The sequence below is a fragment of the Salipiger pallidus genome (genome assembly GCF_014643635.1).
In the GTDB taxonomy this organism is placed as follows: Bacteria; Pseudomonadota; Alphaproteobacteria; order Rhodobacterales; family Rhodobacteraceae; genus Salipiger; species Salipiger pallidus.
The window spans coordinates 25,255-43,191 of the sequence record NZ_BMJV01000003.1; the positions used below are offsets into that span (position 1 = coordinate 25,255).

Here is a 17,937-nt window from a genome sequence, read left to right on the forward strand (position 1 = left end):
ACAATATGTTGACGCGGCGTTTACCATGTGCCTAGGATTGGAAAGAGTGGTGCAGACGCTGCAGGGACAGGACGGCACCGCAACGGGAAAAGAACAGGGAAAAGATGGTCGGATCGGGCGCGCAGGATGCTTGCAGTCCCGTCTGATACCGCGATCCGGACAAGGGGCTGACAGGGCCCTGACGGATCTCTCGGGATAACAGGCAACAGCAAACCGAGCAGCCTTGGAGGGCCCCGAAAGGGGCCCTTCTTCTTGCACGCCGCCAGGTCAGGGGCCTGCGCGCCTTCGGCTCAGGCGGGGTCGTTGCCCCAGTCCGCATCCTGCATCTCGCGCAGGCGGCTGGCGGTGCGTTCGAACTCAAAGGCGCCGGTGCCTTCGATATAAAGGCTTTCCGGCTCGTCCGCCGCGCTGACGATCAGGCGCACCTTTGCCTCGTAAAGCGCATCCACAAGTGTCACGAAACGCTTGGCCTCGTTGAAGTTGGTGCGCCCCAGCCGTGGAAGGTTTTCCAGCACCAGAAGCCGCAGCGCGTCGGCGATGGCAAGGTAATCCGCCGGGCCAAGCATCTGGCCGCAAAGATCGTAGAACGACACCCGCGCCATGGCGTTCTTGTAGCGCGGCAGTTCGATCTTGCGGCCCTTGACGGTGATCGTGAGGCTTTCATCCTCGCCATGGGTCAGCTCGGTCCAGATGCGGTCGATCTCGGCGCGGGCCTCGGCGTTGGCGGGGGTGAAATAGACCTTCGCGCCCTTCAGCCGGTCCTGCCGGTGATCGCGGTCGGAGGCCAGTTCACGCACCACCAGCCGGTCCTTGATCATCGCGATGAAGGGCAGGAAAAGCTGCCGGTTCAGCCCGTCCTTGTAAAGATCGTCCGGCACCCGGTTCGACGTGGTCACCACCACCGTCCCGGCGGCGAACAGTTGCTCGAAAAGGCGGCCCACCAGCATGGCGTCGGCGATGTCGGTGATCTGCATCTCGTCGAAGGCGAGCACCTTCACCGCGTCGCTGACCTTTTTGGCCATGGGCTTTACGGGGTCTTCGACGCCCTGCTGACGCAGTTCGTGCAGTTCCGACTGGATTTCCTGCATGAAGGCGTGGAAGTGCACCCGGCGCACAGGCACGTCGAGGCTTTCAACAAAGAGGTCCATGAGCATGGACTTGCCGCGCCCGACCCCACCCCAGAGATAGAGGCCCTTGGGCGGCTCTGGCGGCTTGGGCTTGCGGAAGAACCCGGTCTTCTGCGGGGGCGGCGGGTTGGCAAGCTCGGCGCGGATGCGTTCAAGCTCGGGCAGGGCCTCGAGCTGGGCGGGGTCGCGCTTGAGGCGGCCTTCGGCGATGCGCCGATCATAGAGATCCATGAGCGTGGTCATGGGGCCGAGATAGCCCGCGCCACCGGCTTTGGGTAGGCCCCGTTTGCGCGAACATCACCGCCCGCATCACGCGAAGCGATTGTAACCATCACATTTCTTGCGTTGACGCGCCGCGCTGCAGCGATAAGCCTGATCGCGATACGAAAGGAGCCCGCCCATGCAAAAGACAACCCTGTTTACTCCTGTCCTGCTGGTGGGCTGTTTCATCATCCTCGTGTCCTTTGCCGTGCGCGCCAGTTTCGGGGTGTTCCAGATCCCCATCGCCGAGGAATTCGGCTGGCCCCGGGCCGAGTTCAGCCTCGCCATTGCGCTGCAGAACCTGTTCTGGGGGATCGGCCAGCCACTGTTCGGCGCCATGGCCGAGAAGGTGGGCGACCGCAAGGCGATCGTCCTTGGCGGGCTGGTCTACGCGGTAGGCCTTGTGCTGAGCGCGGGCGCCCAGTCGCCGGGGGCGATGCAGGCCTACGAGGTGCTGGTGGGCTTCGGCATTGCAGGCACGGGCTTCGGCGTCATCCTTGCTGTGGTGGGCCGCGCCGCCTCGGACGAGAACCGCTCCATGTCGCTGGCCATTGCCACGGCGGCGGGCAGCGCGGGGCAGGTCATCGGCGCGCCGTTCGCCGAGTTCATGCTGAGCCTCATGAGCTGGCAGAGCGTCTTTCTGCTTTTCGCGGCATTGATCCTTGGGATGCTTCTCGCGTTGCCGCTGATGCGCGCGCCGACCCCGCCCGCGTCCCGCGCCGAGCTCGAAGAAAGCCTTGGCCAGATCCTCGTGCGGGCGGGCAAGGATCCGACCTTCGCAATGATCTTCATCGGTTTCTTCTCCTGCGGTTACCAGCTGGCCTTCGTCACCGCACACTTCCCCGCTTTCGTGACCGAGATGTGCGGCCCGATCCTTGCGGGTGGCATCCTGCACGGGCTGGGCATCACCACCACCTCGGCGCTCGGCGCGGTTTCCATCGGGGTCATAGGGCTTGCCAACATCGTTGGCACGTTGACCGCCGGCTGGGCCGGCAAGCGCTGGCCGCGCAAGTACCTGCTGGCAGGGATTTATGTGGCCCGCACCGTCGCGGCGGCGGCCTTCATCATGCTGCCGATCACGCCCGCCTCGGTGCTCATCTTCTCGGCGGTGATGGGATCGCTTTGGTTGGCCACGGTGCCTCTGACCTCGGGTCTCGTCGCGCATATCTACGGGCTGCGCTACATGGGCACGCTTTACGGCATCGTCTTCCTGTCGCACCAGATCGGAGGCTTCCTCGGCGTCTGGCTGGGCGGCAAGATGTACGACATCACCGGCGATTACACGATGGTATGGTGGATCGGCGTTGGTGTGGGCGCGCTATCGGCTGTCATCCACCTGCCGATCCGCGAGAACCGTGCCCCGGTGGCCGCCGCCGCCTGATCCCGGCCGGGACGGCCCTCGCCGGATCTCAGGCCGTCCAGCACTCGTGGATGTAGCGGCTGGTCATCAGGTCGAGATGGGCGCCGCCGCCATTCTTGAACAGCGTGATCTCGTCATCCGAGCCGCGCCGGAAGGCGTCGGGCGTGTAGTGGTCCGCCAGCACATGGTCGCGCGTTATGGCCCCCGAGGCCAGCGGGATCTTGAGCTCTCCGATATGCTCGAGCGTGGTGTCGTAGCTGTCGACGAAGACCCGCGAGCGTTGCAGTGCGGTGTCGTCCGCCTCGCGCATGTCGGGGCGGTAGGCACCGATGAGATCCAAATGCTGGCCCGGGCGCAGCCAGTCGCCGTTCAGCACTGGGTCGCTGGACATGGTGGCGCAGGTGATGATGTCTGCCTGTGGCACGGCGGCGGCAAGATCTGGGGCCACGTCGATGCCCAGCTCTTCGGCCATCGCCTCGGCCTTCGACAGGGTCCGGTTCCAGACCTTGAACCGTGCGCCGGGGAAGCCGGCGGAATAGGCCTCGAACAGCGATTTGCCCACGTGTCCCGCCCCGACGATGAGGATCTCGCGGCTGTCTTGGCGCGCCAGTTTACGCGCGGCGAACAGGCTGTCCCCGGCGGTCTTCCACTTGGTGACGAGGTGGAAATCCACCACCGCCTCGAGCAGGCCGTGGCTGTCATCGTAGAGGCTTAGCCCGCCGTTCACCATGCCGACGCCCTGAGCGGGGTTGCCCGGAAACACCGTGGCGGACTTCACCGCAAGCCCCAGCCCGTCGATCCAGGCGGCGCGGTTCAGAAGCGTGTCCTTGCCGCGATAGAGGAAACTGTCCACGATCTCGGCCTTGGGCATCCGGTGGCCTGCTTCGAAGGCGTCGCACAGCCCGTCCCAGCTCAGGCGGCTTTCGGCGGCGAATGGGATGAAGGCGGGTTCGGTCACAGGATGTCCTCGGGCAGCAGCCCATGCGCGGCAAGGCAGGCGGCCCAGCCCTCGGGCGTGGTGAAAAGATGGGTCTGCCAGCCGCGCGCGGCGGCGGTGGCGATGTTGTCGGCGCGGTCGTCGGCGAAAAGCAGCGTTTCCGGCGCGAGGCCGCAATCGTCCTCGACCATGCGATAGATGTCCTCAAAGGGCTTGATCGCCTTCATCGCGCCGGAGATGTAGGCGCGGTCGTATTCGGCGAGGAAGGGATAGATCTCCTGCCCTTGCCGCAGGGGGCCTTCACCAATGTTGGACAGGAAGAACACCGGCACATCGCGTTCCCGGAGCGCCCGCAGGAGAGTCACCGACCCGTCGATGGCTGGCGCGGCCAGCTGCACCCAGTTGTCGTGCCAGTGCATGATTTCGGAGGCGAAGGCCGGGTTGGCGGCGGCGCAATCCTCGACTGTGGTGCGGAAATCCTCGCCCGCGTCGATGCGTTCGTTCATAGCGTGCAGGTCGACCGCCTCGAACATGGCGCGGCGGCGGTCCTCACCGATGACGGCATCGTAATACAGTTCGGGTTGCCAGCGGATGAGGACATTGCCGATGTCGAAGATGACAGCCTCTATGCCCATGATCCCTAACCCTTCGTCGCCCTGATTTCGCGTTCCAGCACGTTGAGGAAACGGGACCGGTCTGCCTTTGTAAAGGCCTTGCCGCCGCCGCCTGCGCCCAGCGGGTTCGCGGCGCGCAAGTCTGCCATGAGGTCCCGCATCGCCAGCTGCTGGCCGATGTTGGCGGCGGTGAAGACCTCGCCGTTGTGGCGCAGCACGCGGGCGCCGGCCTCGATGCATTTCGCGGCCAGCGGGATGTCCCCGGTCACCACAACGTCGCCGGGGCCACAGCGCTCGGCGATCCACATGTCGGCCACGTCGGGGCCGTCGGGGACGATCACGGTTTCCACCAGCGGGTTCTGCGACGGGCGCAGCCCGCCGTTCGAGACCACGAACATCTGCACCTTGTGGCGGGTCGCGACCCGTTCCGCCTCGACCTTAACGGGGCAGGCGTCGGCGTCGATGTAAAGGCTCATTGCTGGACCATCCCGATGATGAGGCTGAGGGTGACGATGCTGAACAGGGTCGAGAGCAGGATCGTGGCGGACACCCGGTGGGGCGCGATGCCGTAATGGCTTGCCAGCATGTAGACATTGCCCGCAACCGGCAGGGCGGCGGTGGCCACGGCGACGGAGGCCACGAAAGGATCGACCGGGAAGACAAGGTAGACCCCGATCCCCACCAGCAGCGGATGCAGCACCAGCTTTGCCACGCTGAGCCAGCCGGCGATGGCGACCCGCTCCGCCGACTTGCTGGCCAGCGACGCGCCGATGGCAAAGAGCGCGCAGGGCGTGGCGGCGTTGCCCAGCATCTGAAGGAACTCCGACGCGGGGCCGGGGAGGGGCAGCTTGAGCGCCGAAACCAGCAGTCCGGCCGAGATCGACACGATCATCGGGTTGCGGATCAGCCCGTTGCCGATGCTGGCAAAGATGCGCAGCGACATGCGCCCTTCTCGGCTGCCGCTGATGATGATGACCAGCAGCGAGGCAAAGACAATGAGGTCAATGGTCAGCATCAGGATGATCGGCCCGATGGCAGCCTCGCCGAACAGCAGTGCCAGCATCGGCACGCCTAGGAAGCCAGTGTTGCCGATCACCGCGCATTGCGCCTCGATTGCGGCGGTCTGCATGTCCGTGCCTCGCAGCAGCGCCACGGCGCTGGCGATGGCATAAAGCGCGAGCGAGCCGAAGAGGTAGCCGCCCGCCAACTGCGCGTCAAAGATCTGCCCGATGGTCAGGCTCGCGGAAAAGCGGAAGAGCATCGCCGAAAGGGCGAAGTAGAAGACGAAGCGGGTGAGTGCCGCGGTGGCGGTCTCGGAGAAGAACCGGATGCGTGCGGCGCCGTATCCAAGCCCGATGAGCGCAAAGAACGGCAGGGTCTTCAGGAAGATGGCAAGCATGTCACCCGGTCATGTCTCGGGCGCGGTTGCCGCCCTTGTTGCGGGTGGCTTAGGCCTTGTCGGCGGCGGCGAGCGTGTCTTCGAAATCGCGGTGCACGAATTTCGCGTCGCAGTAGCCGCATTCCACGAAGCCTGTCTCGATCGGGATCGACAGCCAGACGCGAGGGTGGCCGAGCGCCCCTTCGCCGCCGTCACAGGAGACGCGGTAGCTGTCGACGATCTTGGTTTCGGGAGCTTGCGTGGCCATGGCTGCGGTTTCCTTTTGGTGAGACCTGCACTAACTGCGTTATGAGCGAATAAATTGGCAGGAGCAAGGCTGGGGATGACTGGCGACGCGATCCGTATCGAAGGTCTGCGCAAGACGTACGCAGGCGGCAAGGAAGCCCTCAAGGGCGTGGATCTTTCGATCCCCACCGGGTCTATCTTCGGCCTGCTGGGGCCGAACGGTGCTGGCAAGTCGACGCTGATCAACATCCTTGCGGGGCTGGTTCTCAAGACCTCGGGCAAGGTGGACATCTGGGGCTGGGACCAGGACCGCAACCCGCGCCAGTCCCGCGCCGCCATCGGCGTGATGCCGCAGGAGCTGAACCTTGATCCGTTCTTCACCCCGCGCGGCGCGCTCGAGGTGCAGGCGGGGCTTTACGGCGTGCCCAAGGCCGAGCGCCGCAGCGACGAGATCCTGCGCATGATCGGCCTCGAGGACAAGGCGGACGCCTATGCGCGGACCCTGTCGGGCGGCATGCGGCGGCGGCTTTTGCTGGGCAAGGCGCTGGTGCATCACCCGCATATCCTTGTGCTCGACGAGCCTACGGCGGGCGTGGACATCGAGTTGCGCCAGATGCTGTGGAAGAACGTCCGCAAGCTGAACCGTGAGCGTGGGATGACCATCATCCTGACCACCCACTATCTCGAGGAAGCCGAAGAGATGTGCGACGAGATCGCCATCATCAACCAGGGCGCGGTGGTGGCGCGGGACAGCACGTCGAACCTGCTGGGCCAGCTTGATGCCAAGACCATGGTGATCACCCCCGAAGCGCCCCCGATGGAGTTGCCGCAGGCCGCCGGCATCAGCTCCGAGATGCGCGATGGCGGCCTGATCGCGCTGAGCTACAATGCCGGCGAGACCTCGGCAGAGGATGTGCTGGCGCTGCTGCATGGTGCTGGCATCCGTATCCGCGACGTGAGGACCGAACAGGCCGACCTCGAGGATGTGTTCCTGGAGCTCACGCGGTCGCGCCCGGCGGCCTGAGCTGACCGTTTGCTGCACGTGAAACAGGCGGGGTGTGATGCCCCGCCTGTTTGTTTTCATGCCTGGGGCGCAGGGGGCGCGGTATTTCTCCGCATGGCTCTGCCGGCGCGGACGGTACGGGGAACGCCCCCTTGCCGCGCCATATTGGCGCTGCGCCGGGTAGGGGCGTCCAATCTGCGTATTTTCAAACAGAAGAAGACGCGGGCGCCATCAGGCCTTGGCGAGCATGCGGCCGAGGGGGCGACCGCCCAGGATATGAACGTGCAGGTGTGGCACTTCCTGAACGCCATTCTCGCCCGCGTTCGAGATCATGCGGAAACCGTCCGGATCCACGCCCGCGATCTCGCAAACCTTCGAGATGGCGCGGGTGTAGTCGAGGATTTCGGCGTCGGTCGCGTTGGTGGCGAAGTCGTCGTAGTTGACGTAGGCGCCGCGCGGGATCACCAGGATGTGGACCGGCGCCTGCGGCTGGATATCGCGGAAGGCAAGGCTGTGCTCGGTCTCGAGGACGGTGTCGTTCGGGATCTCGCCGCGCAGGATCTTGGCGAAGATGTTCTGGTCGTCATAGCTGTAGGGCATCGGAGGCTTTCCGTGTTCGGGTGGTTTGGCGGCATCAAAGGCGCAATCGGCGCCGTGGTGCAAGGGGGGCGGCGGTCAGTCGGCGAAGAGGTGGTCCGCCGTTGCCAGCTCACGCGCCTTGTCTTCGGACACCGACAGAAAGGCGCCGAGGGCGCGGGCATTGAGCTCGGGGCTGTCGACCTGGCGGATGCGCAGGTGGTGTTCGAGCTCCGCGTCGCGCAGCTGGTCGCTTTCCAGCACCATGTCGTTACGGATCGTCGGCAGCAGCCGTTCGATGGCAGGCTTCGGGGTGCTCTCCCCGGCCAGCCCGACCCGCAGGGCATGTCCCACGAGGTCGTCGTCGGTGTATTGGCATTCCACTTCGAGAACGCGCGAGACCGAGCGGTCGCGGCAGAAATCCTCGATCAAATCGAGGTTTGCCGGGTCGAGGCAGATCAGCAGACGGTTGCTGTCGTAATATTCGTAGAGCATGCGCATCAGCGCCCGGCGGTGGCGATGGCGCTTCTCCACGGTGGACTGGATGCCGCCCAGATCCGGAAGCTCGCAGCTGGCTTCGTTGAACAGGTACTCAATGCAGGGGACGTCGGTGACCTCGCGGGTGCGCTGAACCAGCCGCCTCGCCACGTTCCATTTCTTGCAGACCAGGATCAGCAGCTCGCGGTCGCGGCCCAGCGAGCTTTCGGTTTCCCAGAAACGCGGGGCAAAGCGGCGGCCGATGCGGCCCTTGGCAGTGAGGAAGGTGAACAGCGACCGTCCCTCGTTCGAGATCTCGAACCGCACGCCTTCGGCGGCATAAAGCAGCCCGAGCCGGCGTTTCAGGTCGCGCGCGTCGGGGCTGATCTTGCGGGCAAAGAGGTAATCCTGGCTTAGCAGCAGATCGTAGTGGTCGTTGTGGAACACCGCTGGCATGCCGTAATCGGTGAACAGCAGGAAGGTGAGCGTGCGGCTCTCGATTTCCTGTTCTGGCACGAGGTGGCGCACGAGGGTCTGGAAGAACGTCTCGTCGGGGATCCAAGTGGTCCGGAAGAACCGCAGCACGTCCGGGCGCTGCTTGCAGAAATCTAGGATCCATTCCACGGTGCGCCGCCTCAGGCACCACCATTGCGAGCCGATCATCACCTCGATGTCGGCGGGGATGTCGCGGGTCAGGCCAAGGCGCTTCTGAAGGTTGAACATCGCGTAGAAGCGTTTCTTCTGCGTGCGTTCATTGAACCAGTGGCGGTAGATCAGCCGCTCGTCCTTCCAGCCGGTCTTGATCCAGTCGGATTTGAAGTAATCGAAGCTCTCGATGTAGTCGGCATCGCGGCGGTCTAGGAAAGTATGGGCGTATTGCGCCGACTTGATCGCCATGCAGTCGCCCGACAGCATGTAGAAATGCGTGGCGCGGGGGAACGCGTCTGCCGCGGCCCGAACCGCGTTGAGCGTGGCCTGCACGAGGCTCCATTCCCCCCAGCCGCAGCGCAGGCGGCGGGCGAAGGTGACGTTGGGGTTGTCCGACAGCGCGGCGCGGATGCTCTCGAACTCCGCGCGGGGGGCGTTTGCATCGAAATGGATGGCCATGCAATCGCCAGCGGCGGTCAGACGCTGTGCCTGCTTGATGACGGCGTCAGGGTCCTTGTGGCACAAAAGAATGAAGGCGATCTTGGCCATGCCCGAAACTCTACCCCAAACTTGCCCGACTGGCATAGGTGATAGAGGTCTACGGGCGTTGAAGAAACCGGCTTCTTCTGCTTTTTTGCCCCGCAGGCGCCCGGCCCGAGACAGGAGCGCACAGCGGAGGCGAGAGACCATGGGATTCCCCGGCACCTGGATGACCGAAAGCGAGAGCATGATCTACCGGGTGGTGCCGAAATGCGCCTGCTCGACCATTGGCCAGATCATGTATTATTCCGACCATGGCACCTTCTTCGACGGCGATATCCATGACGCGAAGACCGGGCTGCACAAATGGGCCCGCGATGACAGCCAGAGCGTGATCCGCGCCAATGTGAAGATGGGCAGCGCCTATGCGTTTACCTGTGTGCGCAACCCCTACACACGTGTGCTGTCGAGCTTCTTCGACAAGATCTGCGGCATCCAGCGCAACGGCAAGCGCTACCGGGGCAACCTCGTGCCGCTGCTGACACAGAAATACGGCATCGAGGTGGGCGGCAGCGATGGCACGGGCGACTTCGACCAGATCCGCAGCTTCCGCCGTTTCCTGCTGTTCGTGCGCGACACTATCCGCTGGCGGCGTCCCATGGACCCGGACATCCACTGGTCGGCGGTGTCGGGCCACGTGTCCACCTTCATCGTCAACGGCGGGCGATATGACAACATCTTCTGGACCGAGCGCTTCAACGAGGGCATGAGTTCGGTGCTGGACAAGATTGATACCCCGCATCCCGTTGATCTTGAAGCGATTCCCCGCTTCAATGAATCCGAAGGACACGGGCCGAAGCGGCTGCATCCTGTCGAGGACTACTTCGACGATCTCTCGATGCATCTGGTCTACGAGATCTACAAGCGTGACTTCGAGCTATTCCGCTATGATTTCGAGAACCCCGCCAACAAGTTGCCGGTGGGCGAGATCGACCTCGACGAGGTTCATGCGAAGCTGGGAGACTAAACTTCAGGCCCTTCGTAGTGTGCAGATCGCGGCACCAAGGTAGAGCGGGGTTGGCAGCCCGATCACCATTGCCCTCATCGCCTAGCTCAGCACGGCGCGTCCGTCGCCTGTCAGCACCCTATGCAGGCCGTTGACCAGGGCGCCCAGCGCCATCATCCCCGCGCGGACCAGGCCACAGTCCGGGTCAGCCATGCCAGCATTGGTAAAGGCAGGCTTAGAGGCAGATGTAGGACCGATGAAAGACCCACGGTGGGCGGCTGCTGGCCAACGGTCATGCTCGGGCTCCCCGGGCTGGCAAACAGATCTCGTTCCCGCCTGTCCGGAACGATGCACCACTTGGCCCGGCCCGCGCCACCCGCGATGATGGCAGGGATACTGACTGCGTCCGACGCTTGCCAGCCGACCGAAGCCTACTCTGCCAGCTGGTCGGAGGGGATCACCGGGAAGAACTCACGCGACGACCAGATCCCGAACCAGCTTTGCCCCTCGTGTTCGTGGTGGCTGCACAGTTCCACCAGCCGATAGAAGCTCTTGCGGTCGATCAGCGCCTCGAGATTGTGGCGGACAAGCACGTAAGGGGACGGCTCACCCGTGTCCGGGTCGCGGACAACACGAATCGGATGCTCGGGGCCGGCGATGGCATCGTCGCCCACGTGAGTGGTGAAGGTCAGCACCTGTGCCTCGCCCTCCCCGGTGACGGTGAAGTCGGTGGCGACGAAGGGCGCGTCCTCTACGGTGATGCCGACCTTTTCCACCGGAGTGACAAGGAAGTAGTCGTCCCCATCCTTGCGCAGGATCGACGAAAACAGACGGACCAGTTCGAAACGCCCGATGGGCGTTCCAAGGTAGAACCACGTCCCGTCACGCGCGATACGCATGTCGAGATCGCCGCAGAAGGGCGGATTCCACGAATGGACGGGGGGTATGCCACGGCCCTTAATGGCGCGTGCAGAGGCAGCCAGCCCGTCGGCAGAGGGTGTAACGGAATCTTGTGTCTTCATTGCTTTTGTCATTTCGGAACTCCGCGATACAGTCAAAGAGTGAACAAGGGATTGCAAGGGAGCCGTGCCATGGCCGAAGATCTGGTTGCCGAGATCGAAGCGCTCGAGGAAAAGCTGGCAGAGGCCAAGCGCGCCATCAACAGCCGCTTTATCGGGCAGCAGCGGGTGGTCGAACTGACCCTCGCCGCGCTTTTGTGTGGCGGCCATGCCCTGCTGATCGGGGTGCCGGGGCTGGGCAAGACCCGGCTCGTGGAAACCCTCTCGACGGTGATGGGTCTTGATGGCAATCGCATCCAGTTCACTCCCGATCTCATGCCCGCCGACATCCTCGGTTCCGAAGTGCTGGAAACCGCTGCCGATGGCGGGCGGGCCTTCAAGTTCATTCAGGGTCCGATCTTCTGCCAGCTGCTGATGGCGGACGAGATCAACCGTGCCTCCCCCCGGACCCAGTCCGCCCTGCTGCAGGCCATGCAGGAAAAGGCAGTGACGGTCGCAGGGGAAACGCGTGTGCTCGACAAGCCGTTCCATGTGCTGGCAACGCAGAACCCTATCGAACAGGAAGGCACCTACCCGCTTCCCGAAGCGCAGCTTGACCGGTTTCTCGTGCAGATCGACGTGGCCTATCCGGACCGGCAGACGGAAAGGGACATCCTTCTTGCCACCACCGGCACTGAAGAGGCCGAGGCGCATGCCGTCTTCGATCCCGCCACGCTGATGGCGGCGCAGACTCTTCTGCGGCGCATGCCCGTGGGCGATGCGGTGGTCGAGATGATCCTCGATCTCGTGCGCGCCTTCCGCCCCGCCGAGCCCTCCGCATCGGACCGCGTGCGCGACACCGTGGCGTGGGGTCCCGGTCCCCGCGCGGCGCAGGCATTGATGCTGACCGTGCGCGCCCGCGCGCTGCTTCAGGGGCGGCTGGCGCCGTCGCCGGCGGATGTCATCGACATGGCCCGCCCGGTGCTGGTGCACCGCATGGCGCTGACCTTCTCGGCCCGCGCCCGGGGCGAAGATCTGGGGGCCCTCATCGACGACGTCGCGGCGGGGCTCATGCGCTCCGAGGCAGCGGCTTGAACGAGCGCGTCACCCTTCTTCGGCGCGATGCGCAGGTCGAGGCCAGCCGGTTTCCCGCGCTTCTTGCCCGGGCCCAGCATCTTGCGGGCACCATGCTTCTGGGCGACCACGGGCGGCGGCGCGCGGGCACGGGGGATGATTTCTGGCAATACCGCCCGGTCCGTCCCGGAGACTCCGTGCGCAGCATCGACTGGCGCCGTTCAGCGCGCGGGGACGACCAGTTCGTGCGCGAACGCGAATGGCAGATCGCACAATCGGTCATGCTCTGGGTCGATACCGGAGCCTCCATGCGGTTTTCGTCCCATCAGGATCTGCCAACCAAGGGCGACCGTGCCCGGCTGATCTCGCTTGCTGCGTCGATCCTGCTGATCCGGGGCGGCGAACGGGTGGGGTTCACCGGCTGGTCCCTGCCACCGCGGGGCGGCGACGTGCAGGTGCTGCGACTTGCCGAGGCCCTGTCCGAGGACAGCTCCGAAGACTATTCCGAGCTTGAGGCGCGGGGTATGATCCCCCACGCGCGGGCGATCTTCGTGTCTGATTTCCTTGGCGATCTCGCACAGGTCGAGGCGGCCCTGACCAAGGCCGCCGACCGCGGCGTTCGCGGCGTCATGCTTCAGGTGCTCGACCCGACCGAGGAAAGCTTTCCCTTCAAGGGCCGCACCGTCTTCCACAGTGTCGGCGGGTCCGTCTCGTACGAGACGCTGAAGGCCGGCGATCTGCGCAGCCGCTATCTTGAACGGCTGGCCGAGCGGAAGGCGCGACTTGACCATTTGTCCCGGTTAACGGGATGGCAATACATGTGCCACCATACCAGTGACAGTGCGCAGAATGCGCTTCTCTGGCTCTACCGCGCCATGGACGGAGGCCACGGATGACCATGCTAGGCCCCCTCGGCTTCACTGCCCCCTGGCTCTTGCTGGGCCTTCTGGCCCTGCCGATCCTCTGGGTGATCCTGCGGGCAGTGCCGCCTGCGCCGATCCGGCGCATGTTCCCCGGCGTCGTGCTGCTGCTTGGGCTGAAGGATGACGACCAGGTCACCGACCGGACGCCGTGGTGGCTTTTGCTGCTGCGAATGCTGGCGGTTGCGGCGGTGATCCTCGGGCTTGCCGGGCCGGTGCTGAACCCGGCCGATCGGACTGGTGAACAGGTCGGGGCTGGCCCGCTTCTGGTGGTCATGGATGCCAGCTGGTCCAGCGCTTCGGACTGGTCGCAGCGGATCGACGCGCTGGATGCGCTGCTCACCCGGGCTGAACGGGAAGGGCGACCTGTGGCACTGATGCGCCTCACTGATCCGCAGGCGGTACAGTTCCAGGCGGCAGGCGTCCTGAAAAGCCGCCTCACCGGACTTCAGCCCGAACCCTGGACGCCTGACGACACACTCGTGGAGCGCGCCATCGCGCTGCTGCCCGGCGACGGGTTCGACAGCTATTGGATGTCTGACGGCCTTGCCCGCGATAGCCGCGCGCCGCTGCTTCAGGCGCTCGAGGCGCAGGGCGATGTCACCGTTTTCGAAAGCCCGCGCGCCCATTACGCCCTTGCGCCGCCGACGTACGAGGATGGCCACGTGGTGCTGAGCCTTCAGCGCCTGCGCCCTGGCCCCGAAGCCGAGGTGTCCATCGCCGGCCACGGCCTTGATCCCGCGGGCAACCCGGCGGTTCTGGTACGCAACCCGGTGGTCTTTGAACAATCCGCCACCGAGGCGCGGCTGGAACTCAGCCTTCCCGCCGAACTGCGCGCCCGCCTTACCCGGTTCGAGATCGAAGGCGCCCGCAGCGCCGGCGCCGTGGCGCTGCCCGACGACAGCCTGCGCCGCCGTGAGGTGGCGTTGATGGCCGGGACCGAGAACCGCGAGGGGTTGGAACTGCTGTCGCCACTGCATTTCCTTCAGAACGCGCTCGAACCCACGGCGGACCTGCTGGAGGGCACCCTGACCGAAGTGCTGCCCGCCAATCCCGATGTGATCGTGCTGGCCGATGTCGCGACCCTCTCCCCGAACGAGGAACAGGGCGTGACCGAATGGCTCGAGACCGGCGGCACCCTTCTGCGCTTTGCCGGGCCACGCGTGGCGGCCAGCGATCTCAGCCGCGGTACCGAAGACCCGCTGATGCCAGTGCGGCTGCGCGCCGGGGGGCGCAGCGTCGGTGGCGCCATGAGCTGGGGCGAGCCGAAATCGCTCGCACCCTTCACCGAGGACAGCCCCTTCTATGGCCTCTCCATTCCCGAGGATGTGACGATCACCAGCCAAGTGATGGCCCAGCCCGACCCGACGCTTGCCAGCCGGGTCATCGCGCAGCTGACCGATGGCACGCCCCTCGTCACCCGCAAATCCGTGGGGCAGGGGCAGGTGGTTTTGTTTCATGTGACGGCGAACGCGGAATGGTCCTCCCTGCCGCTGTCCGGCCTCTTCGTGCAGATGCTGGAGCGGTTGGCGATCTCATCGATGCCGGCCGCGCCGGAGGCCGAGGATCTCGAGGGCACCATGTGGCAGCCGATCCGCGTGTTGGACGGCTTCGGCCGCGTGCTCGATGCGGGCAACCTGCCGGGGGTCGAGGGTGAGCGTCTGATTGCCGACCCGCTCGGCTCCGAATTGCGCCCGGGCCTCTACCAAGGCGAAGATCGCAGCCTCGCGCGCAACGTGGTGACGGACGGCATGGTGTTCGAACCCGCCGCCTGGCCCGAGCGCATCACGGTCGAGGGGCTGTCGCGCCCCGAGGAAACGCCTCTTGCGGGCTGGCTCCTGGCCGGGGCCATCGCGCTGCTGCTGGCGGACGTGATCGCATCCCTCGCGCTGTCGGGGCGCCTTTCGGGCAGCCGTGCCGGTGCTTCTGCGGTCATTCTGGCGCTAGCGCTGCTGACGATCCCGGGCCAGGGACACGCGCAGCAGTCGGAACAGCAATCGGCCCAGCAGGAGGCAAGCGGAGACGCGGCGGCGATCCTTGCTGCGTCCGAGGTCACGCTGGCGCATGTGCTCACCGGCGACCGCCAGATCGATGATACCGCGCAAGCGGGTCTTCGTGGCTTGTCAGAAACCCTGTTCTTCCGCACCTCGGTCGAGCCGGCAGAGCCCATGGGTGTCGATCTGGAAACCGATGAGCTGGCGTTTTTCCCGATGCTCTATTGGCCGGTCACCCCAACCCAGCCCACCCCATCTGCCGAGGCTTACGTGAAGCTCAACGAGTACCTGCGCTCGGGCGGGATGATCCTGTTCGACACCCGCGATGCAGACGTTGCTGGCTTCGGCACCTCGAGCCCGGAAGGCCGCAAGCTGCAGCAGCTGGCGGCGCCGCTCGACATCCCCCCGCTCGAGCAGATTCCGGGCGACCACGTTCTGACCCGCACCTTCTATTTGCTGCAGGACTTCCCCGGCCGCTACTCCAGCCGCGATGTCTGGGTCGAGGCGTCGCCTCAGGATGCAGAAATGGTCGAGGGCATGCCGTTCCGCAATCTCAACGACAACGTCACCCCGGTGGTCATTGGTGGCAATGACTGGGCCGCGGCCTGGGCCGTGGACGAACGGGGCAACCCGCTGGTGCGCATGGGCTCGGGCTTTGCCGGTGAACGCCAGCGCGAGATCGCCTATCGCTTCGGGGTGAACCTCGTGATGCATGTGCTGACCGGCAACTACAAGTCGGACCAGGTTCATGTTCCGGCACTACTCGACAGGCTTGGCCAATGACCGGACAGATCGTCTTCGACCCCCTCCTGCCATGGCCCGTGATCTGGGCGCTTGGCGTTGTCGCCCTTTTGGGCGTGGCGCTGGCACTGTGGCGGGGCCTGCACGGCTGGCCGCTGCGGTTCTTGGCGGGCGTCGTGCTGATCGCAGCACTCACCCAGCCGTCGTTCCAGGAAGAAGACCGCGCGCCGCTGTCGGATATCGTCCTGATGATCGTCGACCAGAGTGCCTCGCAACGGCTGGGCGACCGGGTTGGCGTCACGCAGGACGCGGCAGACACGCTTGAGGCGAGGCTGCAGGCCCGCCCTGAGACCGAAGTTCGCCGCATCGAGGTCGGTGATGGTGAGGGCGACACCGGCACCCAGCTGATGACCGCGCTTTCCACGGCCATGGCCGTGGAACCGCGCGGCCGCATCGCTGGGGTGTTCCTTGTCTCGGACGGCCGCCTGCACGATCTGGACCGTGCGCCGAACCTGCCCGCGCCCATGCAGCTGCTGCTGACCGGGCGCGAGGAAGACTGGGATCGCCGTCTCATCGTCCGCAACGCACCGGCCTTCGCCATTCTTGGCGAGCCGGTGACCCTGACCTTGCGGATCGAGGACGAGGGTGCCGCCCCGGGGGTCGCCGAGACTGATCTCGACATCTCGGTGGACGGGGCCGACCCGCAGAGCTTTACCGTGCCCATCGGGCAGGACGTGGAGCTGCCGATAGAACTGCCCCATGGCGGGCTCAACGTGATCCGCTTCTCGACCCCCGAGGCCGAGGGCGAGCTGACCGACCGCAACAATGCCGCGCTGGTGCAGATCAACGGCGTGCGCGACCGGTTGCGAGTGCTGCTGGTCTCGGGTGAGCCGCACGCAGGCGGGCGGACATGGCGCAACCTTCTGAAATCAGACAGCTCCGTCGATCTGGTGCACTTCACCATCCTGCGTCCGCCGGAAAAGCAGGACGGGGTGCCGGTGACGGAGCTTTCGCTGATCGCCTTCCCGACCCGCGAGCTGTTCCTCGAGAAGATCGAGGATTTCGACCTCATCATCTTCGACCGCTACAAGCGGCGCGGCATTCTGCCGGCCATCTACCTCGACAACGTGCGCAACTACGTTGAGAACGGTGGCGCGGTGCTGGTCGCGGCGGGGCCCGATTTCGCCAGCGCGGATTCCATCTTCCGCTCGCCCCTTGGCGAGGTCATGCCCGCCGAACCCACCGCTCGGGTCATCGACGAAGGCTTCCGCCCACAGGTGACCGAGCTGGGTGAACGTCATCCAGTGACCGCAGGCATGGGTGATCCCGAAAGCTGGGGGCGCTGGCTGCGCCAGATCGAGGTCGACCCGCGCCCCGAGGCCGAGGTCGTGATGACCGGCATCGACGACAACCCGCTGCTGGTTCTTGATCGCGTGGGGGAGGGCCGCGTGGCGCTTCTGGCGTCGGATCAGGCTTGGCTCTGGTCTCGCGGTTACGAGGGTGGGGGGCCGCAGCTCGACCTGCTGCGCCGGCTGGCCCACTGGATGATGAAGGAGCCGGAGCTCGAGGAAGAGGCGCTGTGGGCCGAGGCCACCGGCCAGAGCATGCGCATCATCCGGCGCAGCCTGTCAGACTCGGTCAGCACGGTCACGGTGACGCGCCCCGATGGAGAAACCGAGGAGGTCACCTTGTCCGAAGCGTCGCCGGGACGGTTCGAAGCGGTCTACGAAGGCCCTGAGATCGGCCTCTACCGTCTTGAGGAAGGTGACGAAGAAGCGGTGATCGGCCTCGGTCCCGCGGCGCCGAAGGAATTTGAGCAGACCATTGCGAGCGGTGACGCGCTCGAGCCCGTGATCGACACCATGCGCGGCGGCGTGCTGCGGCTGGAGGACGGGGTGCCGACGATCCGGGCGGTGTCTGCCGGGCGGCCGGCGGCGGGGCGGGGCTGGATCGGCATCACCCCGCGCGAGGCGTTCGAGACAATGGACATCCGTCAGATCCCCCTGCTGCCCGCCTGGCTGACCCTGCTGCTCGCGGCGGGTCTCATCATCGGCGCATGGCTTCGCGAGGGGCGACGCTGACCACGGTCGGCCAAAT

General features: G+C 65.5%; 16 protein-coding genes. 7 read left to right on the forward strand and 9 right to left on the reverse strand.

Annotated elements, in window-relative coordinates:
- Positions 1 to 290 precede the first annotated feature (290 nt).
- Positions 291 to 1,370 (reverse strand): cell division protein ZapE, encoded by a 1,080-nt coding sequence (gene zapE / locus IEX41_RS08110; protein WP_188789746.1) that lies wholly within the window; start codon positions 1,368 to 1,370, stop codon positions 291 to 293.
- Positions 1,371 to 1,527: 157 nt separating this feature from the next.
- Between zapE and IEX41_RS08115 the strand changes: the two genes are divergently transcribed.
- Complete coding sequence (locus IEX41_RS08115; protein WP_188789747.1) at positions 1,528 to 2,769, forward strand: MFS transporter; 1,242 nt, start codon at positions 1,528 to 1,530, stop codon at positions 2,767 to 2,769.
- A 28-nt stretch (positions 2,770 to 2,797) separates the two neighbouring features.
- Here the strand turns inward: IEX41_RS08115 and IEX41_RS08120 are convergent, their stop codons facing one another.
- The 5 genes from IEX41_RS08120 to IEX41_RS08140 are packed head-to-tail and all read right to left on the reverse strand — an operon-like array spanning position 2,798 to position 5,945.
- Complete coding sequence (locus tag IEX41_RS08120; protein ID WP_188789748.1) at positions 2,798 to 3,706, reverse strand: ornithine cyclodeaminase family protein; 909 nt, start codon at positions 3,704 to 3,706, stop codon at positions 2,798 to 2,800.
- Positions 3,703 to 4,320, reverse strand: a complete 618-nt coding sequence (locus IEX41_RS08125) for an HAD family hydrolase (protein ID WP_188789749.1) — start codon at positions 4,318 to 4,320, stop codon at positions 3,703 to 3,705. The genes IEX41_RS08120 and IEX41_RS08125 overlap by 4 nt, the downstream gene beginning before the upstream one ends.
- A 5-nt stretch (positions 4,321 to 4,325) precedes the next feature.
- Positions 4,326 to 4,775, reverse strand: a complete 450-nt coding sequence (locus IEX41_RS08130; RefSeq protein ID WP_188789750.1) for a YaiI/YqxD family protein — start codon at positions 4,773 to 4,775, stop codon at positions 4,326 to 4,328.
- A complete protein-coding gene (locus IEX41_RS08135) occupies positions 4,772 to 5,698 on the reverse strand; it encodes an AEC family transporter (RefSeq protein WP_188789751.1) in 927 nt (308 codons plus the stop codon). The genes IEX41_RS08130 and IEX41_RS08135 overlap by 4 nt, the downstream gene beginning before the upstream one ends.
- 49 nt (positions 5,699 to 5,747) lie before the next feature.
- Complete coding sequence (locus tag IEX41_RS08140; RefSeq protein ID WP_188789752.1) at positions 5,748 to 5,945, reverse strand: zinc-finger domain-containing protein; 198 nt, start codon at positions 5,943 to 5,945, stop codon at positions 5,748 to 5,750.
- A 75-nt stretch (positions 5,946 to 6,020) separates the two neighbouring features.
- On the opposite strand from IEX41_RS08140, the gene IEX41_RS08145 reads away from it, so the two are divergent.
- Entirely contained in the window at positions 6,021 to 6,947 is a 927-nt protein-coding gene (locus tag IEX41_RS08145) for an ABC transporter ATP-binding protein (protein WP_188789753.1), read from the forward strand.
- A gap of 210 nt (positions 6,948 to 7,157) precedes the next feature.
- Here the strand turns inward: IEX41_RS08145 and IEX41_RS08150 are convergent, their stop codons facing one another.
- Complete coding sequence (locus tag IEX41_RS08150; RefSeq protein WP_188789754.1) at positions 7,158 to 7,526, reverse strand: histidine triad nucleotide-binding protein; 369 nt, start codon at positions 7,524 to 7,526, stop codon at positions 7,158 to 7,160.
- Positions 7,527 to 7,601: 75 nt separating this feature from the next.
- A complete protein-coding gene (locus IEX41_RS08155; RefSeq protein WP_188789755.1) occupies positions 7,602 to 9,176 on the reverse strand; it encodes a DUF5928 domain-containing protein in 1,575 nt (524 codons plus the stop codon).
- 139 nt (positions 9,177 to 9,315) lie between these two features.
- Between IEX41_RS08155 and IEX41_RS08160 the strand changes: the two genes are divergently transcribed.
- Entirely contained in the window at positions 9,316 to 10,134 is an 819-nt protein-coding gene (locus IEX41_RS08160; protein ID WP_188789756.1) for a sulfotransferase family protein, read from the forward strand.
- Positions 10,135 to 10,544: 410 nt separating this feature from the next.
- Here the strand turns inward: IEX41_RS08160 and IEX41_RS08165 are convergent, their stop codons facing one another.
- Positions 10,545 to 11,135 carry a DUF1285 domain-containing protein gene (locus IEX41_RS08165; RefSeq protein WP_188789757.1) on the reverse strand — a complete coding sequence of 197 codons (591 nt, stop codon included), beginning with the start codon at positions 11,133 to 11,135 and terminating at the stop codon, positions 10,545 to 10,547.
- A 69-nt stretch (positions 11,136 to 11,204) separates the two neighbouring features.
- On the opposite strand from IEX41_RS08165, the gene IEX41_RS08170 reads away from it, so the two are divergent.
- The 4 genes from IEX41_RS08170 to IEX41_RS08185 are packed head-to-tail and all read left to right on the forward strand — an operon-like array spanning position 11,205 to position 17,921.
- Positions 11,205 to 12,206 carry an AAA family ATPase gene (locus tag IEX41_RS08170; RefSeq protein WP_188789758.1) on the forward strand — a complete coding sequence of 334 codons (1,002 nt, stop codon included), beginning with the start codon at positions 11,205 to 11,207 and terminating at the stop codon, positions 12,204 to 12,206.
- Entirely contained in the window at positions 12,203 to 13,081 is an 879-nt protein-coding gene (locus IEX41_RS08175; protein WP_188789759.1) for a DUF58 domain-containing protein, read from the forward strand. Before IEX41_RS08170 ends, IEX41_RS08175 begins: the two co-directional genes overlap by 4 nt.
- The gene (locus IEX41_RS08180; RefSeq protein ID WP_188789760.1) at positions 13,078 to 15,882 is read left to right on the forward strand and encodes a DUF4159 domain-containing protein; all 2,805 of its coding nucleotides are present in this window, start codon (positions 13,078 to 13,080) and stop codon (positions 15,880 to 15,882) included. Before IEX41_RS08175 ends, IEX41_RS08180 begins: the two co-directional genes overlap by 4 nt.
- A complete protein-coding gene (locus tag IEX41_RS08185; RefSeq protein WP_188789761.1) occupies positions 15,879 to 17,921 on the forward strand; it encodes a glutamine amidotransferase in 2,043 nt (680 codons plus the stop codon). Before IEX41_RS08180 ends, IEX41_RS08185 begins: the two co-directional genes overlap by 4 nt.
- Positions 17,922 to 17,937 lie beyond the last annotated feature (16 nt).